This window comes from Candidatus Methanoperedens nitratireducens (assembly GCF_000685155.1).
Taxonomy (GTDB): Archaea; Halobacteriota; Methanosarcinia; order Methanosarcinales; family Methanoperedenaceae; genus Methanoperedens; species Methanoperedens nitratireducens.
Genome location: NZ_JMIY01000002.1, coordinates 185515 through 204966 on the forward strand (window position 1 = coordinate 185515; position 19452 = coordinate 204966).

A 19452-nucleotide genomic window follows, 5' to 3' on the forward strand; every position below is an offset into this window, starting at 1 on the left:
TTTACGAATGGAAACCATTAACATTGATAATAATTAACAGGTGCTATCATGGTTAACCATACAAAAGTAAAGGACTATATGACACAGGAAGTAGATACAGTCTCTCCTGATGATACTGTCAGGGATGTCATACAGTTGATACGGAGGACAGGACATGATGGTTTTCCTGTAGTGCGGGATAGGGATAGCAAGGTCATGGGGTATATATCAGCCGCGGATATGCTTGAGAAAGGTTTTGATGAGAAGGTCTCCAAAATCATGAGCCGGGATGTGCTTGTCGCTGATACAGAGATGGATATGAGCGATGTTGCACGCGTTATATTCAGATCAGGCAAATCAAAATTGCCTGTCGTGGATTCAAATAAACATCTGCGCGGTATTATTACGAATTCTGATGTCATACGCTCGCATATAGAGAGGACAAGCCCTCAGAAGGTCTGGACACTCAAGAAAACACTTGAAGCTATCCATAATATTCATGTTGATGTCATCCGCGAGCCTGTCAATATAGATGAACTTGTGCCAACGCAGCCCAAGATCTATGCAGACGAGCTCGATGGAAGGATATACGAACTTAAGAAAGGACTGGCTGAGCCGATCGTTGTAATAAAAAAGCCTAATAAACTTATACTCGTGGATGGTCACCACAGGGTTGTAGCAGCAAAGAAACTCGGGATAAAAAGTATGGATGCCTATGTTATCCCGCTAGGCGATGAGGTGCATCTTGGCATGGAAAAAACGGCAACATCAGCAGGTCTCCATACACTCTCGGATATTAAGATACTTGATTATGCCAAACATCCTCTCATTGAGGTAACAAAAAGATTAAAAAAGAATGATGAGAACGGTTTAGCTGATATAAATCAATAAAGGACAATTTTATCTAAGACATCCGTTTTTGAGATAAGCCCAACAAATTCGCCGTTTACCCGAACAAGCAGCCTTCCCACCTTTTCTTTATTAAAGACCCTTATTACCTCATAAAGGGGCAGTTCGCCATCAACCGATATGATCCTTTTTGTCATTATATCCTTTATCTTAAGGCTGGTCTTACCCTCAGCAAGTGTCTTTCCAATATCTGTGAGGGTTACGATACCCACGATAGCACTTTTATCCCGCACAGGTGCGCCATGGATCTTATTCTCAACAAGAATCCTTGAGGCTTCCTGTATTGTGGCAGTAGCAGGGATTGTTATAGGGAATTCTTTGACGTAGTACTTAACTGGCTGCTTGGGCAGGGATATCATTTCCTGTATAATGAATAATAACGTATTCTCGGTATCATCCCGTCCGATCACTTCTCCACGCATTATAAGTTTATTTACAGGTGTAGGCCCTATTGTGATAGAATCTCCGATATCAAATTTCTTTATATCTCCGAGGACATGAACTGTGGCATTGCACAGATCAGGGTGCCTGACCGTAGTAAAACTGACCTCTGCAGCCGTAGCATTCGGGATCAACTCGTTATTCCGTTTTATCGGTACTATTATTTCTTTATCCATTTCAAATAAGCACAGTGCACGATAGGTCTCGCCAGTCGCCTTGTATCCGCCTTTTGGCCCGGGTACCCCCTCAACCAGTCCCAGTGCTTTGAGTGACTGCATCTGGTTCCTGACTGTCCCGGGGTTTCTATTTATAACCTCTGCGATATCTTCTCCTTTAATTGCTTGTTTTCTCTCCCTGTATAGATTAATTAGAGCAGTTAGGATTTCTTTTTGAATAGGCGTAAGTTCCATATATTTAGTTCTCCTGAATTCATATTATATAGTGAGTATATATAACTATTGATGATGATATTTTCAATATACCATCTTCGATTAGCTCAATCTCCTACTATAGTATAAATAATAGTTAAACTAATAATAAATCTTATCCTATTTTTTCTCCCATTTTTGAAGATATAGCACCTCAGATAGTGTTTTTCCTCTCTTTATCTCATCCCGGATTCTACGCTCATTTTTTTCAACCTCGATCGCCCGTCTTGCAACCTCATACCCCCTTTCTTTGGGTATAACCACCACACCGTTATCATCTCCCACTATAAAATCACCGGGTCTAACAGTCTGACCTCCGCACTGTATTTCTGCATTGATCTCTCCAAACCCCTTTGGCTCACCTGCATTTGGCGTTATCGAGGTCGCAAACACCGGGAAGTTAAGGCGCCTGATATCATCCACATCTCTTACTGCCCCGTCGATCACCACACCTGCCACACCGTTATTAATACAGCTCAATGTAGCTAACTCTCCCCATGGGGCAACATGCGGGCTTCCGTTATAGATTACTATAACATCATCCTTTTTTGCTGCGTCGATAGCCTCTACAGTTTTTGCCCAGTCGCCAGGGAAGGTCTGGACTGTGATCGCCCTTCCAACAGCTTTGGTACCAGGACAGATAGAGCGGATCTTCCTCATAGCCCCTTTCCTGTGCATTGCATCAGAGATATTGGGCGTGGATACACGTTTCAGTAGAATAATCGTCTGCTCATCTATTGATCTCTCAGGTTCTTCTGTTATCCCGGGAGCATCAATGCTCTGGCGGATAGCCCGTGCAGATGCGGTTACACTGGATGAGCGGACGATGTTTCCCCCTACGATAACAATACTTGCGCCTGATAGAACCGCTCTGGCAGAGCTCTGTGCATCCAGTCCTCCTGCAACGGCTATGGGTATATTGAGCTTGAGTTTCTTCAGGATCCTTATAGGGTCCTCTCCCACCATCTGCTGGTCAATACCTACATGCACATTGATATAATCGATCCCCATATCTGCTAATTCTACAGCCCTCTGTGCAGGATCGTCTGTAGACAGGATATCAGCCATGAGTTTTACGCCATATTTACGGGCTGCCCTTATAGCATCCTGGATCGTGGAGTTATCCGCATTTCCAAGGATAATGATAATATCCGCACCTGCTTTGGCTGCCATCTCAACCTCCATGGCGCCTGTATCTATAGTTTTCATATCTGCCAGAATAACATTATCAGGGAATGCTGCTCTTAGCTGTCTTACTGCGTCCATGCCTTCGCTTTTAATTAATGGAGTGCCTGCTTCGATCCAGTCCACTCCACCCTCTACAGCTTCTTTTGCGATCTGGATAGCACGGTCTACCTCTAAAACATCGAGCGCAACCTGAAGTATTGGTCTGATAACATCACCATTAAATAAATTAGCTTGTGTGATTAAAGCTTTAATGGTTGGTTACAGGCCAAAACTTATAACCTATCAAGGATACAACAGGATATTATATGGTCGAAACAAAAGAGATCCCGGATACTAAATCCGAGGTAATGCGTGTGATCCTGAATGTTTCCAAGAATCTGGCCAAAGAGAAACAGGGCGCTCTTTTTGTTATAGCAGACCATGAGAATATCACGGGCAACTACCGCCCTCATTATCCTCAGCTTCAGTTTACGGGTAGTCTGCTGAGTAAGGGAATGGATACAGTTATCGAAAAACTTGCTACCCTTGATGGTGCTATGATTTTTACACCGGAAGGTACATTGATCGCATACGGCTCAAGGATATTAAAATCCGAGACACTCCTTGGTTTCGGGACAAAGCATGCTGCTGCGAAAGGAATAACATCATTTGATAACTCAGCTACGGCAGTACTGGTCTCAGAAGAGAGCGGGTGGATAAAGGTTTTTCAGAAAGGAGAGATCGTCCTTGAGACCGATGCCGTGGATATCGAATCATCCATACTTGAGAAGGTTTCCAGCTTTCTTACAAACAGAGATATGGCCCTGCTTGCAGGTGCAGGGATAACGGTAGCCGCAGGTGTGGTCACTGCACCAGCATTACTGATCGTGGGCGGGGCATACATGGTGGTTAAGACAGCGGGATCAGTGATCTCCTCAGCCTTAAAGAAAGAAAAGATCAAGTGAGCGATATGGTTCATTTCACAAAGCTGCAGGGCAACGGTAATGATTTCATCCTGATAGATGAGTATAATGGAGAGGTCATACATGCTGATAAAAAATCAGCCTTTGCGGCGAAGTACTGTGACCGCAATTTCGGGATAGGGGCTGATGGCGTCTTATACCTTGGAAGCTCGGATAGAGCAGATATCAGAATGAGGATATTCAACTCAGATGGCACAGAAGCGGAGATGTGCGGCAACGGCATTCGATGTCTGGTGAAATATGCGCTTGATAAGGGTTATATAAAAAAGAACGCAACTGTTGAAACGCTTGCAGGCGTTCTCTCCATAAGTTCACGGATCGAGGACAGGACATGGGTAACGGTAAATATGGGCAAACCTGTTTTTATGCGGGAGAGAATCCCTGCAAGAGGAGAGGGTGAGTTCCTTGAGGTGGATATGCACGACTACAGTGTGTCGGCAGTCAATACCGGTGTACCTCATGCGGTCATTTTCGTGGATTCACTTGTGCCTCAATTGATGCATACAGCACCCGGAATCCGCTATGATCCTGTCTTTCCGAAGGGGATAAACGTGAATTTTGTGCGTGTGGATTCAATTGATGAGATTACCATAAGCACATACGAGCGCGGGGTGGAGGCTGAGACCTTAAGCTGCGGTACCGGTTCTGTGGCATGCGTTGCTGTAGCCAGCAGACTTGGAAGGACCGGCAGGAGGGTCAAGGTAAATACAAAAGGTGGAGAATTGATAATCACTCTTACCGATGAGGCAGCTTTTATGGAAGGCCCGGCTGAGCGTGTATTTGATGGAATTATATAGTAATCCTGTATCTGCGTTAATTTGCGTTAATATGTATAGTTTCTATCAATTAGTAGCAAAGCTTTTAATCAGCAGACCCATGTAGAAGGCGAATTAATATGCTTGATATCGCAATCCCAAAAGGCAGTCTTGAAGAGCAGACACTTCTCCTGTTCAAACAGGCAGATCTTGAGATAAGAAAAACAGACCGTGAGTATAATCCCACAATAAAAGACCCGAGAATAAAGAAGATAAAGATACTGCGCCCGCAGGAGATCCCAAAGTACGTTGAAGAGGGCTACTTTGATCTTGGCATCTCTGGAAGGGACTGGGTGATGGAATCAGAATCCGATGTGGTCGAAATCGCAGATATGTTCTACAGTAAGATGGGGGAAGGGATTGTTAAAATCGTCGTGGCTGTACCGGATCATCAGGAAATCAAAAGCGCAAAAGACATAAAATCAGGAAGCAGGGTCTCAACAGAGTACCCCAGGCTTACAAAGAGGTTTTTTGATAATCTGGGCATTTCTGTTGATATTCGATACTCATACGGCGCAACCGAGGCCAAAGTCCCGGAGCTTGTGGATGTGATCGTGGACCTTACAGAGACTGGCTCGACCCTGCGAAAGAACGGGTTAAGAATTGTGGATACTATACTTGAATCCAATACAAAGCTCATCGCCAATAAGAAGAGCTGGAATGACCCTGCGAAGAGGAGGGAGATAGAGGAGATAAGGATCCTTTTACTGGCTGTACTTGAGGCGCGCGGCAAGGTGTATATTGTGATGAACGTCCCTGAAGATAGACTGGACGGTATTGTGAGCGCCCTCCCTGCCATGAAAAACCCAACGGTATCAAAGCTCTACAAGTCGGATTACTATGCCGTGGGAACGGTTGTGAGCAAGAGCGAGATCAATATCCTTATACCAGAGCTCAAGACCCTGGGTGCAGAGGATATCCTTGAGATGGACATCACCAAGATCGTACACTGAACTATGCGTATCCTTGTCCATATCTGCTGCGCGCCGTGCTTTACATACCCTCATAAAAAGCTGGTCGGGGAAGGACACGATGTGACGGGTTTTTTCTACAACCCTAATATCCACCCTTATCTGGAATATAAGAACAGGATGGAGTCGCTCAAGAGGTATGCAGGGCTAAAAGGGGTAAGGGTGATCTACAGGGATGATTATGATCTTGAGGGCTATCTCCGCGGCGCTCTTGGCGCTGAGGACAGGTGCAGGTTCTGCTATACAAACAGGCTCACCGAGACAGCCAGAACCGCAGGCATGCTCGGGTTCGAGGCTTTCACCACCACGCTGCTGATATCCCCGTACCAGAAGCATGAGGCGCTTATCGAGGCGGGAGAGAGGGCTGCGGATGAATACAGCATCGAGTTCTATTATGAGGATTTCAGGGAAGGGTACAGGGAGTCGCGCGGGCTTGCGCGGGAGCTCGGGCTGTACATGCAGAAATACTGCGGGTGCATCTTCAGCGAGAGGGAGAGGTACTCTGGGGGAAAGGTAAAGGTAGATAAAAGATGACCCTTACATCTCGCAGGAAGAGAACTCTTACTGAGCTTCTCGACACTATAGCCAGATTTGCTTTAAATTCAGAACTTTAAATTGTTCTCAAGCAGCGTAAGTGAGCGTATCCATTCTCCCTTCGGCTCTCTTGTTGTCCCTACAACAAGCCGTTTTATATCTCCTGCAGACTCGACCATCCCTCTTGCCTCGATCCTCTCACCTTCCAGCGCCTGTCCCGCATAGGTATGGGTATAGGATAGCACGTAGCTTATCTCTGGATGGTCTATTTTATAAATCGCCGGGCTGTCAAATGAAAAATCAGCACTGTTCACGGTTGCCTCAATAGTCTCAGCACCGATATCAACCCCTCTTGGGCAGGGACCGATATCCTCCCAGTCCCTCACATACAGAAGGTCAAAATATGTCCCATCCACCATTCCCCTGTTCCCTTTCCTGAGCTCATGAACAAGGAATTCATCAAAGGATAGCTCAGGCCTGCGTTTTTTATAGATATCACGCCACATCTCATCACTTATCTCTGTAACAACAGATTTTTCTTTTTTTGCATGTTCTATGATATCCCGTGCCACGAACCACGAGTTGCCGTAAACAATAAAATCAATATCAGAGGATTCATTATCCAGTCCAGCAAGAAGTGAGCCTGTTACTCCCATCTTCTCAAGCGGTACGCCTTTTTGCAGCGTTCTGACGATATCCCTGACCCTCCTGTTATCTCTCATCATAATAGGAAGTCTCTGGTTCGGGGCAAGTACCTGCTTAACAGAATCACGGGGTACGATATGAACATCCTTTACCCACTGTGGACGGGCTGATTTCATGAACATGAATGCATCATCAAAGTCAAGCTTCCTGTATTTTTTATATACACCTCTTGAGCCTGCAGGATCTGGCACATATCTCAGGACTGATCGTATGCCCTCGTCATGGCAGTAATCCGCTACAGCAAATATCCAGTCATCATCAGTAATTATGAAATCACGCAGTCGGGTTCTCATCATTGTTTATTCTACAGGGTCAAATCAATATAAATAATATGCTTCTATCGTATCTTGAATTTTAAATCGCAGCAAAGTTTTATCTATTGTAGGGATATAGTTATATACAATGTAAGGCTGTTTTGTGGTGACATCTACAGCAGTAGAATATGCACTATTTCTGCAGTTCTTGTTTACCAGGATAGCTGATAATAGTTAAGGATGTGTGTGGCTTTGATGAATAATCAGGAAAAGAGTGCTCCGGTAACAGTCGGAGAAACCTATGATGTATCGATAGACGATATAGCAAAACAGGGAGATGGGATTGCAAGAGTAAAAGGCTTTGTTATATTTGTGCCCAAGACAAAAGTGGGTGACAAGGTCAGGATCAAGGTTACTAAAGTACTGCGGAAATTTGCGTTTGCTGAGAAAGTGGAGTAAAAAACAATAAGTGAAATTAATGTCTCTCTTCAATAGAATCTTGGACTAATTCTCAGACTTGATATGTCCGAGTATAAGCAGTGCATCATAGTGCGGGATGACCTGAAACTATCGAAAGGCAAGCTTGCTGTCCAGGTTGCGCACGCCGCAGTCTCAGCTTACGAATTTGCTGACAGGGATATCCGTGAGGCATGGAAGGAGGGGGGACAGAAGAAGGTTGTATTAAGAGTTCCGAAGTTGCAGGACCTGTTTGAATTGAAAGAAACTGCAAGGAGGCATGGTCTATCCACAGCACTGATCACGGATGCAGGACTGACAGAAGTGCCCCCCGGGACGATTACAGTTTTAGGAATCGGACCTGCTGAGGTAAGCATGCTGGATAAAATCACGGGTCACCTGAAGCTGCTTTAAGTCTTTAAGTTTAAGAGCCGCTTCTTTATTTCCTGTGCCGCTACTTCAGGATCTTTTTTCTCCCAGGTGCGTCTTACCTGTTTATTACCCAGAAGTGAAGATATTCTGCCGATCCTCTCATCCACGAGCTTTCTGAACTCATGGTTGACATCTGGCCTGGAGTTTGGCGATCCGTTCTTCCGCTCAGCCTTCTCCATACTCAATGTGCGTGAGAGTTCAGGCCGCCCTCTCTTTTCTGTTGTAAGGCAGGTTATCGCCCGCTTCCAGTCCTGCGCCCAGGGTGTATCTGCTATGTCGGTATGCCTTACCCCTGTCCTTTTTACCCCGATAGCCCTGATATGGCAGGCTCTCTCACAGGCGCCGCAGTATGTGCAGAAATCCCGCACCACATCTATCTTCCTGTCCTGCGGTATAATCCATGCTTTTGACGGGCAGACATTGAAGCATCCATGGCAGCCTACAGGATCGCAGCCTTTAAGTTTTGCGTCTATCAGTTCAATCTCACCATCAAAAGGTTTTGTCACAAAAGCTGCATCATAAGGGCAGACAGCTTCGCACCAGCCACATCTGGTGCATCTGTTATTGTCTACCCTTATATTCCCTGTTATCTCCGGGGCGATCTTTTTTATATCCTCGTCATCAAAGTCTCCCCTTACTTTTATGGCATCCTCCGGACAGAACGGGACGCAGATACCGCAGTAATCGCACCGCCCGCGATCAACCAGCAGGTCAGAAAAAGGCACAAGGTCATCTGCGGCTGCCTTTTTCTCAACAAGTACAAAAGCAGGGCAAAGCTCCATGCACAGACCGCACAGGGTGCATTTCTCCACATTGACCTCGATTTCACCTGTCGCTTCAGTCTTAAATGGCGCTATGGCCTCCTTTTTCTGGAATGTGAATTCTACATCTATTGCCTCTTCAGGACATGCTTTTTTGCAGAGCATACAGGGCAGGCACTTATCATTGAAGATCACGCCAGAATCAAGATGAGGAAACTGTGATAATTCAAGAATATCCTTATCGTCCACGGTCATCCTGATAGCCCCTACAGGACAGAAGGCAGCGCACATGCCGCAGAACGAGCACCTGGTATGATCTATAATAACAGGCGGTGCATCCAGTCCCGTGGCTATTTCGATCAGAGGGCCCGGCTCTATTGCTTTTTTAGGGCAGACCTCGATGCATATACCGCAACCACTGCAGCGTTTATAATCATAATCAAGGGTTTTTCTTGATCTATCTGTCCTCTGGTCATACAGGAAATGTGTATCCCTGACCTCGCTATCCACAGTGATATCAATTCTCTCATCGCTCATGCTCACATTATCACCGCTTAAGCTCGCTGCCTATCGGGCCTATCTCTTTAAGCTGCTTCACGAAATCCTTTACTATACAGGCAAACCTCTCGCCTTCACTGGCCGCGATCCATTCGACCCTGAGCCGGCTCTCATTAAGACCCATATCAGCAAGCAGTTTCCCAAGTACATCCATTCTCTGCCTGGCGCAGTAATTACCTATGGTATAATGGCACTCTCCGAGCCTGCATCCAGCTACCAGTACACCGTCAGCGCCCCTCTTCAGTGCTTCAAGCACAAAGGATGGATTAATCCTGCCTGTGCACAGCACTCTGATATTCCGCAGGTTTGTAGGGTACTGGATACGCATTGATCCTGCAAGATCTGCGGCAGCATAACTGCACCAGTGGCACAGAAACCCGATCACAAGCGGATACTCGTTTATATCCCGTGTCGCTTCTTCTATCTGAGCCATGATCTGCTCATCAGTATAACTTCTAAGCTGGACAGCACCATTCGGGCAGGCAGCAGCGCATGGACCGCATCCACGGCATGCCACTTCATCCACACTGGCTTTACCGTCTGTTACCCTTATGCGTCCGAATTCGCATACAGCCTCACAGATCCTGCAGCCATCACACAGCTCGGTGATTACGTACGCGCTCATGGGATCAAGCTCTATCTCACCCTTATGAAGCAGGCTTTCTGCTTTTGCCGCGGCAGCGCTTCCCTGTTCTATGGATACCTGTATCTCCTTCGGGCCACCTGCACACCCTGCAATAAACACGCCTTTTGTATGAGTCTGCACCGGCCGCATCTTGGGATGCGCGCTCTGGAAGAACCGATCAGGCCGTGTGGAGAGATTCAGCATCCTGCCTATGTTCCCGGCATCCATGTTCGCCTCCATTCCGATCGCAAGCACGACAAGGTCATATGCTTCATGGCGGGTATCTCCTGAAAGAGTATCCTCATAATGAATGATCGTTTTGCCTTCCGACTCTTCAACCTCTGCCACACGCCCTCGCACGAATGAGACGCCCATCTCCTGTGCACGTCTGTAGTATTCCTCGTACATCTCACCTGCTGCACGGATATCGATGTAATGTACAGAGACCTTTGCATCCGGGTATTTTTCAGCTATCTTCATCGCGTTCTTTACTGAAGCCATGCAGCAGACCCTGGAGCAATATGGATTACCCACCTGCTCATCACGCGAGCCAACGCACAGGATGAAGGCAGCGCTTTTAACATCCGCTCCTGTGGAAGGAGAGATCACCCTGCCGTGGGTTGGGCCTGCAGCACTGAGCATCCGCTCAAGCTCAAGGGTGGTTACAACATTCCTGTACCTGCCGTATCCATATTCTTCCTTGCGCCGTGCATCAAAGGGCTGATATCCTGTTGCAAGGATTATTGCACCCACGTTGAACTCAAAACCCTCCGGCCTCTGGGTAAAATCAACAGCTTCAGCAGGGCACGCAAGCCTGCACATGCCACACCCAACGCAGTGCTCATCAATACATGCCACCAGGGGCACAGCCTGAGCAAAAGGGATGTAGATGGATTTTCGCGCCCCTATGCCGTAATCGAACTGGTTTGGCACGTCGATTGGACAGACATGGGCGCATAGATCAATACATCCCTTGCATTTTTTCTCATCGACATAGCGCGGCTTTTTTACTCCTGTTATCTTGAAATTTCCTGCTCTTCCCTCTATCTTTGTTATCTCTGAGTATGTATACAGCTTGATATTGGGATGGCTCTGGACATCAGACATCCTTGGAGCAAGAGCGCACAGTGAGCAGTCATTCGTCGGGAAAACCTCGTTCATCAGTGCCATCTTCCCTCCTATTGTTGGCTCTTTCTCAACCAGCCGTACCTTGATCCCCATATCTGCAAGGTGAAGGGCAGCTTCTATTCCTGCAACGCCAGCACCGATTACAAGAACGTCCTTATTTGCAGGTATGGTCTTCTTATCAAGTGGTGTTAGCAGTGCTACCCTTGCAACTCCCATTGAAACAAGATCTTTTGCCTTCTGTGTGGCAAGGCCGTCCTCATCCGAGTGAACCCACGAGCCCTGCTCCCTGATATTAACCATCCCAAGTAGATGGGGATTAAGGCCAGACTGCTCAAGCAAGCGTCTGAATGTTACCTCATGAAGACGGGGTGAGCAGGCAGCCATAACAATGCGATCAAGCCTGAACTCCTGGATATCCTTTTTAATCTGCTCCTGCCCTGAATCGCCACATGCAAAAGGTATATCACGTGCAACTGCAACACCTTTCAGCATCCGTGCATGTTCTCTTACATCTTCTACATCTATTGTTCCTGCTATGTTAGAGCCGCAATGGCAGATATATACACCTGTTGGCATTAGTACTCCAGATTCTTAATGATTATCAATGATATATTCTTTCTGTTTGTAAAATCGTTATACTACATGTTGTTATGATTATTCACTCTTTCGCGTGATACGAACCCATCCAATCATTAGACTGGATGAATGAAATACTTCTTTGATACCTGTGCTCTGTTTGAGATTTTTTTGGAAATGAGAGTTATTTGAAATACCTTGATTCAGAAGTTGTTACGATCCGCCTGAATCTTATGGAGATGTACTATCATCTACTGCAGGATTATGGGGAAGCAACTGCAGAGAAATATTATGATGAAACCATTGGTTATTTCATCGATTACACGGATGAGGATATCAAAGAAGCCATGAAGTTCAGACTAGCAATGAAGGGCAACAAGAAAAAGCTGAGTTATGTCGATGCCCTGGGATATACGATTGCTAACAGGATGGATATTCCATTTCTAACAGACGATATTGCGTTTGAGGATATACCGAATGTAGAATATATCAAATGATTGAGAATCTAAGCCTTTGCCCTTTCACAGGCTGCTATATGTTCAGCAAGTTTGATTTTTAATGATGAAAGCTCTTCTTTAAACTCAAGCCTTTCTAAAATACGCTGCTGGCCATCCATGAGTTTGAGCATGTTTGCCTGCATCTCTTTCTGATTCTTTTTAATTTCTTCTTGATTTTTTTTAAGTTCCCTTATCTCTTCAGTATTTTCTCTAACCTTATCCATAATTATAATCAGTTCTTTGAGTTTTTCATAAACATCGCCAAGTCCGATAGCTATTATACATTCAATTCATGGAATCCTACTTAAAACTTTTTGTAGCTGTAAAGAGCTATTGTTTGTTTTAATCATAATTCCTCCCTCAACTTCGCTATCCTGTCCCTTATCACCGCAGCTTTCTCAAACTCAAGGTTCTTGGCAGCCCTGCGCATCTGTGCCTCTAAATCCACTATGTAATTGAATATCTCCTCTTCCTTCGGCAGCGTCTCCTCAACAACTTCCCGCCTCTCAACAGCCTTCCGGATCGTCTGAGGGATGATATTGTGCTCTTCGTTGTACTTTATCTGCATCTCCCTTCTTCGATTCGTCTCATCTATCGCCCTTCGCATCGAGCCTGTGATCCTGTCCGCATACATCACGACCCTGCCCTCGATATTCCTCGATGTCCTGCCTGTGGTCTGAAGGAGCGAGCGCTCAGAGCGAAGGTAGCCCTCCTTGTCAGCATCCAGTATAGCAACCAGCGCTACCTCAGGGATATCAAGTCCTTCCCTCAGAAGGTTAATACCCACAAGCACATCGAACTCGCCCAGGCGCAGGCTCTGTATTATCTCTATGCGCTCAAGTGTCTCGATCTCAGAGTGCATGTACCTCGTCCTGATCCCGGCGCCGAGAAGATAATCTGTCAGATCCTCGGCCATCCTCTTTGTCAGGGTCGTGATCAGCACCCTGTGCTTTCTCTCGATCTTTGCATGGATCTCAGCGATAAGGTCATCAATCTGGCCTTTCACAGGTTTCACCACGATCTCAGGATCAACAAGCCCTGTGGGGCGGATGATCTGCTCAACCACCTGGGCGCTATGTGATATCTCGTATTCAGCAGGCGTGGCAGAGACATACAGCACCTGGTTAACATGAGTCTCGAACTCATTGAACATAAAAGGGCGGTTATCAAAAGCTGAAGGAAGCCTGAACCCATAATTTACAAGCGATTCCTTCCTTGCCCGATCACCCGCGTGCATGCCATGTAACTGCGGAATTGTAACATGCGATTCATCGATCACAATAAGAAAGTCCTCCGGGAAATAATCTAAAAGTGTGTACGGGGGCTCACCAGGTCTTCGCCCGTCCATATGTCTGCTGTAGTTCTCTATCCCCTGGCAGTACCCGATCTCCCGCATCATCTCGATATCGAACTTCGTTCTCTGCTCAAGTCTTGCGGCTTCAAGCACCTTTCCCGCCGATCTTAACTCATGCAGCCTGTCCCTGAGCTCAGCCTCTATTGTAATAATCGCAGCTTCAAGCTTCTCCTGGGGCATCACGAAATGCTTTGCAGGGTATATCACCACTGCATCGCTTTCCCTGAGTATTTTCCCTGTCAGGATATCAAACTCAGAGATCCGCTCGATCTCGTCACCGAAGAGCTCTATCCTAGTTCCGCTTGAAGCGTATGATGGGAACACCTCAATCGTATCCCCGCGCACCCTGAACTTTCCTGTGCTAAAATCAATGTCGTTGCGCTCATACTGCATATCCACAAGCTTTGTGAGTATAACCCTGCGTGAGGATTCCTCTCCTTTTCTCAGGAGAAGCGACATCTCATGCCATTCCTGTGGTGAGCCTATGCCGTAGATGCAGGAGACGCTTGCCACGACTATCACATCCCGACGCTCAAACAGAGACCGCGTTGCTGAGAGCCGCATCCTGTTGATCTCATCGTTTATGGAAGCGTCTTTCTCGATATACGTATCGGTCTGCGGGATGTATGCCTCAGGCTGGTAGTAGTCATAGTAGCTCACAAAATACTCAACTGCGTTCTCAGGAAAAAATGCCTTGAACTCGGAGTATAACTGCGCTGCAAGGGTCTTGTTATGAGAGATCACAAGCGTGGGTCTCTGTACCTTATCTATCACGTTCGCAACCGTGAACGTCTTGCCTGAGCCTGTCACACCAAGCAGGGTCTGGTGCTTCATACCCTGCTCTAACCCGAATGTGAGCTTTTCAATAGCTTTTATCTGGTCTCCTTTTGGTTCGAATCCTGATACAAGTTTAAATCGTCCCATCGCATATGACATGGAATCATATGACTTATCCTTTCCTGTCAGAGCACAAACAGCGTAAATAATGCATAACCTATCGTCACCATTATCACAGAGTGCTTCAATCCTGAGAGGACGCTGCCTTCTCCCATGACTCCTGCAATCAACCCTGATGAAAAACCCTGTATCAGAGCGCCGTGGAAGAATATGCGGTTATATGTACCCAGCATCTCGCGGCTGAGGCTGAGAGGAACCGCGCGTGATCCAGAGGAAGTTATCCTTTCACCTGCTTTTACCATCTCCCCAAGGAACGTTGTAGATATAATGTAGATAATGCCGATAAATACAAGGAATGAGATATATATAATCACAATATAAATAAACATGCTTACTCTGCGCTCGTTCTTTAATTCCTGCTCTGCAGCAGCATCACGGGCAGCGACTGTCAGCACCTCGCCTACGTCGCCGCTTGATTCATTTGCTTTTGTCAGCAGAGTGACAGAGCGCGCCACGATATGTGTTCTGACACGGTTGGCAAACCGCTTGAGTGCCTCATTGATGGCAAGCCCCCATTCTATGTCATTCCAGATCTTCTTAATCTCCTTGCTCATTCCGATATCAGACCTGGTCATCAGCTTGATCGAATCCCGCAGCGTCATACCTGTTTCATTGGTACTTGCGAGTTTTTTTAGAAAATCAGGTATCTGGGACTGTATTTTATCTTCTCTTCTCTTTTTATACTCATGGAAAATCAGAAGAGGGATAATTATTATATATACAGTGAAAATTACTTTATCATCTATATAATCTATAAAATTTGGTACTTTCAGGCCATTCACGATTGAGATTACAAGATAGATAAGAGCAACAGGCACACTTAAAATGAGTGAATATACAGGCTTCTCTTTAAGCGGTTTTAAAGGATCACGCAGTATCTTTTTTATTTTAATATAGTCCCTTGATTTGATAAATTTAAAAAATATTGGCTTCTCCCTTGTCTCAGGAATAACTATCTCACCTACAAGGCTCTCAGTAGGCAGGAGAGGCGCCTCACCTGTTGTACCTGGCGTTATGATGCTGACCATTACCACAAACATAACCGAACCGATCGGTATCACCGCGTATATTATCGCGTATATCATCGCATTACTGCCTGAGCCCATCACCGACATCATGACACCGAGGATGATGATAAACAGCGGCCCTGCTACGAAGGCAGTGACATAGGATTCTGCGATTAGACCCAATGTTTCAAGAAAACCTTTCTGCTCAACCTTGGCCCGGTTAAGGTATTGTTCTGATTTATCCCTGAAGTAGGCAGGGATATCTCCACCACTGTCGATTACAGTGAGGAGATTATACATAAGATCCCTGAACTTCTCAGAAGGCGTGATCTCGCAGATATTATGAAGGGCAGATCTTAAATCGCTTCCGAAGTAATCCATATCACGCAGAATAACATCGACTTCCCTGGCTGCCTCATCATACGTATCGGTACATTTGCTGAGTGAGCGCAGTATCTCAATAACATTCATCCCGCCTCTGCTTAGCGCATACATGAAGGTGACTGCATAAGGCAGGTTCTTATCAATCGATCCCTTCCTCTCTCCTGCCCTGAAACTCGGGTAGACAAGAAAGAGCATGTAGGTTATGCCTCCAAATAAGGCAGTAAGAAAGATAGTAATAAACAATGCGATTGATATATCCCTGTACTGTAGAAGCCATGAGGTCGAAGGAGAGAACGTGAGATGGGTAATCCGCTCAGGGAGCCCAACGATGGATACTACTATATAAGCAATTATCAGACCTATGAGAGCCCCGGCAATACCGGCGATCATGGAGTAAAATATTGCATTTGAGATATACATCTCATACGAGATCGGAATACGCGCCTGCCGCATTGCCATCCTCAGATCACGGTATCTATCATGATGCGCCTTCATCCTGTCACCGAGCAGGACAAACGGCAGTCTCTTTAACTTTAGAATGGATAGTTCTATAGTTCTATTTAAGCTGTGTGAAGACATGTTCATCATCCATAGTGATATTCAACTTCTTTAGAACCTTATCAGGTGTCGCCTGATAATCGTGAATGATAGTGGAGATCGCACTGAAATCTGTTATCTTGTTATTTACCATGAACTCGAGTATCTTTTGTCTGTTCCTCAACTCTTTTTTCAAACCCGAAAGATTCCAGCCTCTTCGAACCATTATCTCATTAAGAGCCTTTGATTCACCCGTCCTGAGGAATCTATCTGTTAATGGGTCCCAGACAAAAATATCATTCGTGCGTATATTTCTTGTCGTTGGGTCTATATCTGTGATCTCAACGAGTTTCATATTGCGGCGAGCTCTTTTTCCTTTTACATATGTCTGGGACTGAATACTTATGATATTAAGCGCCTGTATCATGGTCCTGGGTACGCTGATAGGCGGGTTCTCAAGCCTGTGAATTGCGCTTGCTACCGAATCAGCATGCATGGTAGAGAAGGTGGTATGGCCTGTGCTCATAGCCTGGAAGAGCGTAAGCGCCTCTTTCCCCCTTACCTCTCCAACAAGCAGGTATTCTGGCCGCTGGCGCAGCGCTGCCCTCAGAAGCTCGTACATATCTATACTTCCTCTTCCATCTGCTGTGAACGAGTCCCTGGTTATGCCAGGAATCCAGTTTGGATGAGGGAGTTTCAACTCCCGTGTGTCCTCAAGCGTAACTACCTTTGCCTGCGAGGGAATGAACAGAGAAATTGCATTTAGAGAGGAGGTCTTACCTGACGCTGTACCACCTGCAAAAATCAAACTCTTATTGTTCTCAATGCACAGCCACAGATATGCCATCTCCTCTGCTGAGAATGTATTCCAGTTGATCAGGTCGATGGGTGTTATCGGGATATCGCTGAACTTCCTGATGGTAAATGTGGCTCCTCTGGAAGTTACCTCTGTTCCAAGGGTCATCTGAATGCGCGAGCCATCAGGCATAGTGGCATCGACCATGGGTTCTGCTATTGATATATGTTTACCACAGCGCTGTGCAAGCCTGATCACATATGAGTCCAGATCAGTTTTATTATAGTATATATTTGTAGGTATATTGGTGTATCTCTTATGGTATAAATAGATGGGAACATCATGGCCATTGGCAGAGATATCCTCGATCCTGTCATCATTCATAAGAGGATCAATCTTTCCAAATCTTATGAAGTCTCTTCGTGTATAGTATAATACCTTCTCAAGGGTCACAGGGGTTATATTGATTGCGTAATCCTTTACCAGCTCTCTTACTTTACTTACCAGAATCTTATCCTTCTCATCCTCGCTCCTGACATCCTCAACAAGGAGTACATCCTTGAGCCTGTCCTTTATCTCTCTCAGGAATAAATCCTCAAATTCTGAGAGTACTGGCTCTGCAGCATAGTAAAGATAAAAATTATTCTCAGGGTTGAACAGTATTACCACAAAGGCATATGGCTCGTTCACCCAGTAGCGTTCGACCTCATTGAACCCCTCAAGCCCATCAAAAGTTACAAGCGGACCGTGTAACTGGGCGTCATATGCTTCTATTGCTTCAGTTTCTGCTGTAATGAGAGCTTTTATCTTCCCAAAGAAAGTATCGGGCGGCTTATCCTCAGGGCTCAGAGATTGTGCTTCTTTAAGCTTCTTAATGCGGGTCTCAACATCAGATAACAGTTTCTCTTCAAGAAGTTCAAAGACCGCCTGTTTTTCCGGGCTCAACCGATCTCTTAGTATATCCCTGACCTCATCCTTATCAAGACGGAGCAGAAGATTTTGTGCTCCATCAAGCGAGGTCCGTGTTCCCTCTGCCTGGGTTTCAACCTCTCCTTTTTCTGCTGATAGGTCATCTGATGCCCTTTCGATAATTTCTTCATCTGATGCCCTTTCGATAATTTCTTCATCTGATGCCCTTTCGATAATTTCTTCTTCTGATGCTATTTCATCCTGTACCAGAGGCGGTTCTATCTCCTCTACAGTACTTTCTCCTTCTTGAGCCTCTTCTATAACCTCCTCTTCTTGAGCCTCTTCTATAACCTCCTCTTCTTGAGCCTCTTCTATAACCTCCTCTTCTTGAACCTCTTCTATAACCTCCTCTTCTTGAGCTTCTTCTATAACCTCCCCTTCTTGAGCCTCTTCTATAATCTCCTCTTCTTGAGCTTCTTCTATAACCTCCTCTTCTTGAGCTTCTTCTATAACCTCCTCTTCTTGAGCTTCTTCTATAACCTCTCCTTCTTGAGCTTCTTCTATAACCTCCTCTTCTTGAGCTTCTTCTATAATCTCCTCTTCTTGAGCTTCTTCTATAATCTCCTCTTCTGCTGCTATTTCATCCTGTACCAGAGACTGTTCTATCTCATATACAGGATTCTCTCCTTCTTGAGGCTGCTCAGTGATCTCTTCTTTTATTTGAGTTTCATCCTGTGTCTGAGATAATTCTATCTCCTCTAAAGGAATTTTCTCCGGAGATTGTTCCGTAATTTCTTCTGTCGTCCTTGTTTCTTCTGGTATTTGTTTCTCCTCTGTTTTCTCAATCTGTACTGTCTCATCTACAGATCTTTTTATTTCTCCCTTTTCACTTATTTTACTGGTTTTTGAGAGCCTCTCAGTTTCAGCCTCTTGCACAGGTGCAGGCTCATCTTTATTGTTCTCTTTTAGTGACGCCAGAAGTTTTTTTGCAGTTCTTAATTCACTTGAGATATTCCTCAGATTCTCATATCCCTCTTTAGCTTCTCTTAAGATGCTCTCAAGCTCATTATAGATAGGTGATTCAATGGTCAAAGAAGAAAGCTCATTGTTGCAGGCTTTTAGTTCATCTCTCTGTTCTATAGCCTTGACCAGTTTATTCTTAAATTTCTCTCTGTCCAGAGAAGGATCCTCAGAAGCTATATAGTTTATAAAGTTCTGTATGTCCTCTTCATCAGGAGATGCGAACCAAGAGAGGAATTCGCATACTCTGTTATGTATTTTATCCATAA

General features: G+C 45.5%; 17 protein-coding genes. 8 read left to right on the forward strand and 9 right to left on the reverse strand.

Features of this window, described 5'->3' with window-relative positions; all coding sequences use genetic code 11:
* Positions 1–48: 48 nt before the first annotated feature.
* Positions 49–870: a CBS pair associated ParBc domain-containing protein gene (locus ANME2D_RS04820; RefSeq protein WP_048089461.1), complete on the forward strand. Its 822-nt coding sequence runs from the start codon at positions 49–51 to the stop codon at positions 868–870.
* Here ANME2D_RS04820 and ANME2D_RS04825 read toward each other — a convergent pair.
* Both ANME2D_RS04825 and ANME2D_RS04830 read right to left on the reverse strand, forming a co-directional pair.
* Complete coding sequence (locus ANME2D_RS04825; RefSeq protein WP_048089462.1) at positions 864–1739, reverse strand: CBS domain-containing protein; 876 nt, start codon at positions 1737–1739, stop codon at positions 864–866. The two genes, ANME2D_RS04820 and ANME2D_RS04825, sit on opposite strands and share 7 nt — an antisense overlap.
* A 138-nt stretch (positions 1740–1877) precedes the next feature.
* Positions 1878–3101, reverse strand: a complete 1224-nt coding sequence (locus tag ANME2D_RS04830) for an orotidine 5'-phosphate decarboxylase / HUMPS family protein (RefSeq protein WP_241763318.1) — start codon at positions 3099–3101, stop codon at positions 1878–1880.
* Between the two features lie 149 nt (positions 3102–3250).
* On the opposite strand from ANME2D_RS04830, the gene ANME2D_RS04835 reads away from it, so the two are divergent.
* The 4 genes from ANME2D_RS04835 (at position 3251) to ANME2D_RS04850 (ending at position 6227) form a co-directional block, all read left to right on the forward strand.
* Positions 3251–3889 (forward strand): DNA integrity scanning protein DisA nucleotide-binding domain protein, encoded by a 639-nt coding sequence (locus ANME2D_RS04835; protein WP_048089464.1) that lies wholly within the window; start codon positions 3251–3253, stop codon positions 3887–3889.
* Between the two features lie 5 nt (positions 3890–3894).
* Entirely contained in the window at positions 3895–4704 is an 810-nt protein-coding gene (dapF, locus tag ANME2D_RS04840; protein WP_048089465.1) for a diaminopimelate epimerase, read from the forward strand.
* A gap of 98 nt (positions 4705–4802) precedes the next feature.
* Entirely contained in the window at positions 4803–5675 is an 873-nt protein-coding gene (gene hisG, locus ANME2D_RS04845) for an ATP phosphoribosyltransferase (RefSeq protein ID WP_048089466.1), read from the forward strand.
* Between the two features lie 3 nt (positions 5676–5678).
* On the forward strand, positions 5679–6227 hold the full coding sequence (locus ANME2D_RS04850; RefSeq protein WP_048089467.1) for an epoxyqueuosine reductase QueH: 549 nt from the start codon (positions 5679–5681) through the stop codon (positions 6225–6227).
* Between the two features lie 68 nt (positions 6228–6295).
* Here the strand turns inward: ANME2D_RS04850 and ANME2D_RS04855 are convergent, their stop codons facing one another.
* Positions 6296–7228: a nucleotidyltransferase domain-containing protein gene (locus ANME2D_RS04855; protein ID WP_048089468.1), complete on the reverse strand. Its 933-nt coding sequence runs from the start codon at positions 7226–7228 to the stop codon at positions 6296–6298.
* Between the two features lie 213 nt (positions 7229–7441).
* Here ANME2D_RS04855 and ANME2D_RS04860 point away from each other — a divergent pair, with 213 nt between their 5' ends.
* The gene (locus ANME2D_RS04860) at positions 7442–7645 is read left to right on the forward strand and encodes a TRAM domain-containing protein (protein WP_048089469.1); all 204 of its coding nucleotides are present in this window, start codon (positions 7442–7444) and stop codon (positions 7643–7645) included.
* A gap of 63 nt (positions 7646–7708) precedes the next feature.
* The gene (gene pth2 / locus ANME2D_RS04865; protein WP_048089470.1) at positions 7709–8056 is read left to right on the forward strand and encodes a peptidyl-tRNA hydrolase Pth2; all 348 of its coding nucleotides are present in this window, start codon (positions 7709–7711) and stop codon (positions 8054–8056) included.
* Here the strand turns inward: pth2 and ANME2D_RS04870 are convergent.
* Together ANME2D_RS04870 and hdrA2 are read right to left on the reverse strand one after the other, a co-directional pair.
* Positions 8053–9372, reverse strand: coding sequence for a 4Fe-4S binding protein (locus ANME2D_RS04870; protein ID WP_048089471.1), 1320 nt, complete (start codon positions 9370–9372; stop codon positions 8053–8055). The two genes, pth2 and ANME2D_RS04870, sit on opposite strands and share 4 nt — an antisense overlap.
* Positions 9373–9382: 10 nt before the next feature.
* Positions 9383–11722 (reverse strand): CoB-CoM heterodisulfide reductase HdrA2, encoded by a 2340-nt coding sequence (gene hdrA2 / locus ANME2D_RS04875; protein WP_048089472.1) that lies wholly within the window; start codon positions 11720–11722, stop codon positions 9383–9385.
* Positions 11723–11910: 188 nt separating this feature from the next.
* Here hdrA2 and ANME2D_RS04880 point away from each other — a divergent pair, with 188 nt between their 5' ends.
* Positions 11911–12219, forward strand: coding sequence for a PIN domain-containing protein (locus ANME2D_RS04880; RefSeq protein ID WP_052368572.1), 309 nt, complete (start codon positions 11911–11913; stop codon positions 12217–12219).
* Between the two features lie 8 nt (positions 12220–12227).
* Here the strand turns inward: ANME2D_RS04880 and ANME2D_RS04885 are convergent, their stop codons facing one another.
* The 4 genes from ANME2D_RS04885 to ANME2D_RS04900 form a co-directional block, all read right to left on the reverse strand.
* Complete coding sequence (locus tag ANME2D_RS04885) at positions 12228–12443, reverse strand: hypothetical protein (protein ID WP_048089473.1); 216 nt, start codon at positions 12441–12443, stop codon at positions 12228–12230.
* A gap of 122 nt (positions 12444–12565) precedes the next feature.
* Positions 12566–14497, reverse strand: coding sequence for an excinuclease ABC subunit UvrB (uvrB, locus tag ANME2D_RS04890; protein WP_048089474.1), 1932 nt, complete (start codon positions 14495–14497; stop codon positions 12566–12568).
* A gap of 38 nt (positions 14498–14535) precedes the next feature.
* Entirely contained in the window at positions 14536–16500 is a 1965-nt protein-coding gene (locus ANME2D_RS04895; protein ID WP_052368573.1) for a type II secretion system F family protein, read from the reverse strand.
* Positions 16478–19450: a type II/IV secretion system ATPase subunit gene (locus tag ANME2D_RS04900; RefSeq protein ID WP_081810141.1), complete on the reverse strand. Its 2973-nt coding sequence runs from the start codon at positions 19448–19450 to the stop codon at positions 16478–16480. Before ANME2D_RS04900 ends, ANME2D_RS04895 begins: the two co-directional genes overlap by 23 nt.
* Positions 19451–19452: the final 2 nt, after the last annotated feature.

Coding starts and splice junctions, on each gene's coding strand:
- ANME2D_RS04820 (WP_048089461.1), top strand. CDS start 49: ATGGTTAACCATACAAAAGTAAAGGACTATATGACACAGGAAGTAGAT.
- ANME2D_RS04825 (WP_048089462.1), bottom strand. CDS start 1,739: ATGGAACTTACGCCTATTCAAAAAGAAATCCTAACTGCTCTAATTAAT.
- ANME2D_RS04835 (WP_048089464.1), top strand. CDS start 3,251: ATGGTCGAAACAAAAGAGATCCCGGATACTAAATCCGAGGTAATGCGT.
- dapF (WP_048089465.1), top strand. CDS start 3,895: ATGGTTCATTTCACAAAGCTGCAGGGCAACGGTAATGATTTCATCCTG.
- hisG (WP_048089466.1), top strand. CDS start 4,803: ATGCTTGATATCGCAATCCCAAAAGGCAGTCTTGAAGAGCAGACACTT.
- ANME2D_RS04850 (WP_048089467.1), top strand. CDS start 5,679: ATGCGTATCCTTGTCCATATCTGCTGCGCGCCGTGCTTTACATACCCT.
- ANME2D_RS04855 (WP_048089468.1), bottom strand. CDS start 7,228: ATGATGAGAACCCGACTGCGTGATTTCATAATTACTGATGATGACTGG.
- ANME2D_RS04860 (WP_048089469.1), top strand. CDS start 7,442: ATGAATAATCAGGAAAAGAGTGCTCCGGTAACAGTCGGAGAAACCTAT.
- pth2 (WP_048089470.1), top strand. CDS start 7,709: ATGTCCGAGTATAAGCAGTGCATCATAGTGCGGGATGACCTGAAACTA.
- ANME2D_RS04870 (WP_048089471.1), bottom strand. CDS start 9,372: ATGAGCGATGAGAGAATTGATATCACTGTGGATAGCGAGGTCAGGGAT.
- hdrA2 (WP_048089472.1), bottom strand. CDS start 11,722: ATGCCAACAGGTGTATATATCTGCCATTGCGGCTCTAACATAGCAGGA.
- ANME2D_RS04885 (WP_048089473.1), bottom strand. CDS start 12,443: ATGGATAAGGTTAGAGAAAATACTGAAGAGATAAGGGAACTTAAAAAA.
- uvrB (WP_048089474.1), bottom strand. CDS start 14,497: ATGGGACGATTTAAACTTGTATCAGGATTCGAACCAAAAGGAGACCAG.
- ANME2D_RS04895 (WP_052368573.1), bottom strand. CDS start 16,500: ATGTCTTCACACAGCTTAAATAGAACTATAGAACTATCCATTCTAAAG.
- ANME2D_RS04900 (WP_081810141.1), bottom strand. CDS start 19,450: ATGGATAAAATACATAACAGAGTATGCGAATTCCTCTCTTGGTTCGCA.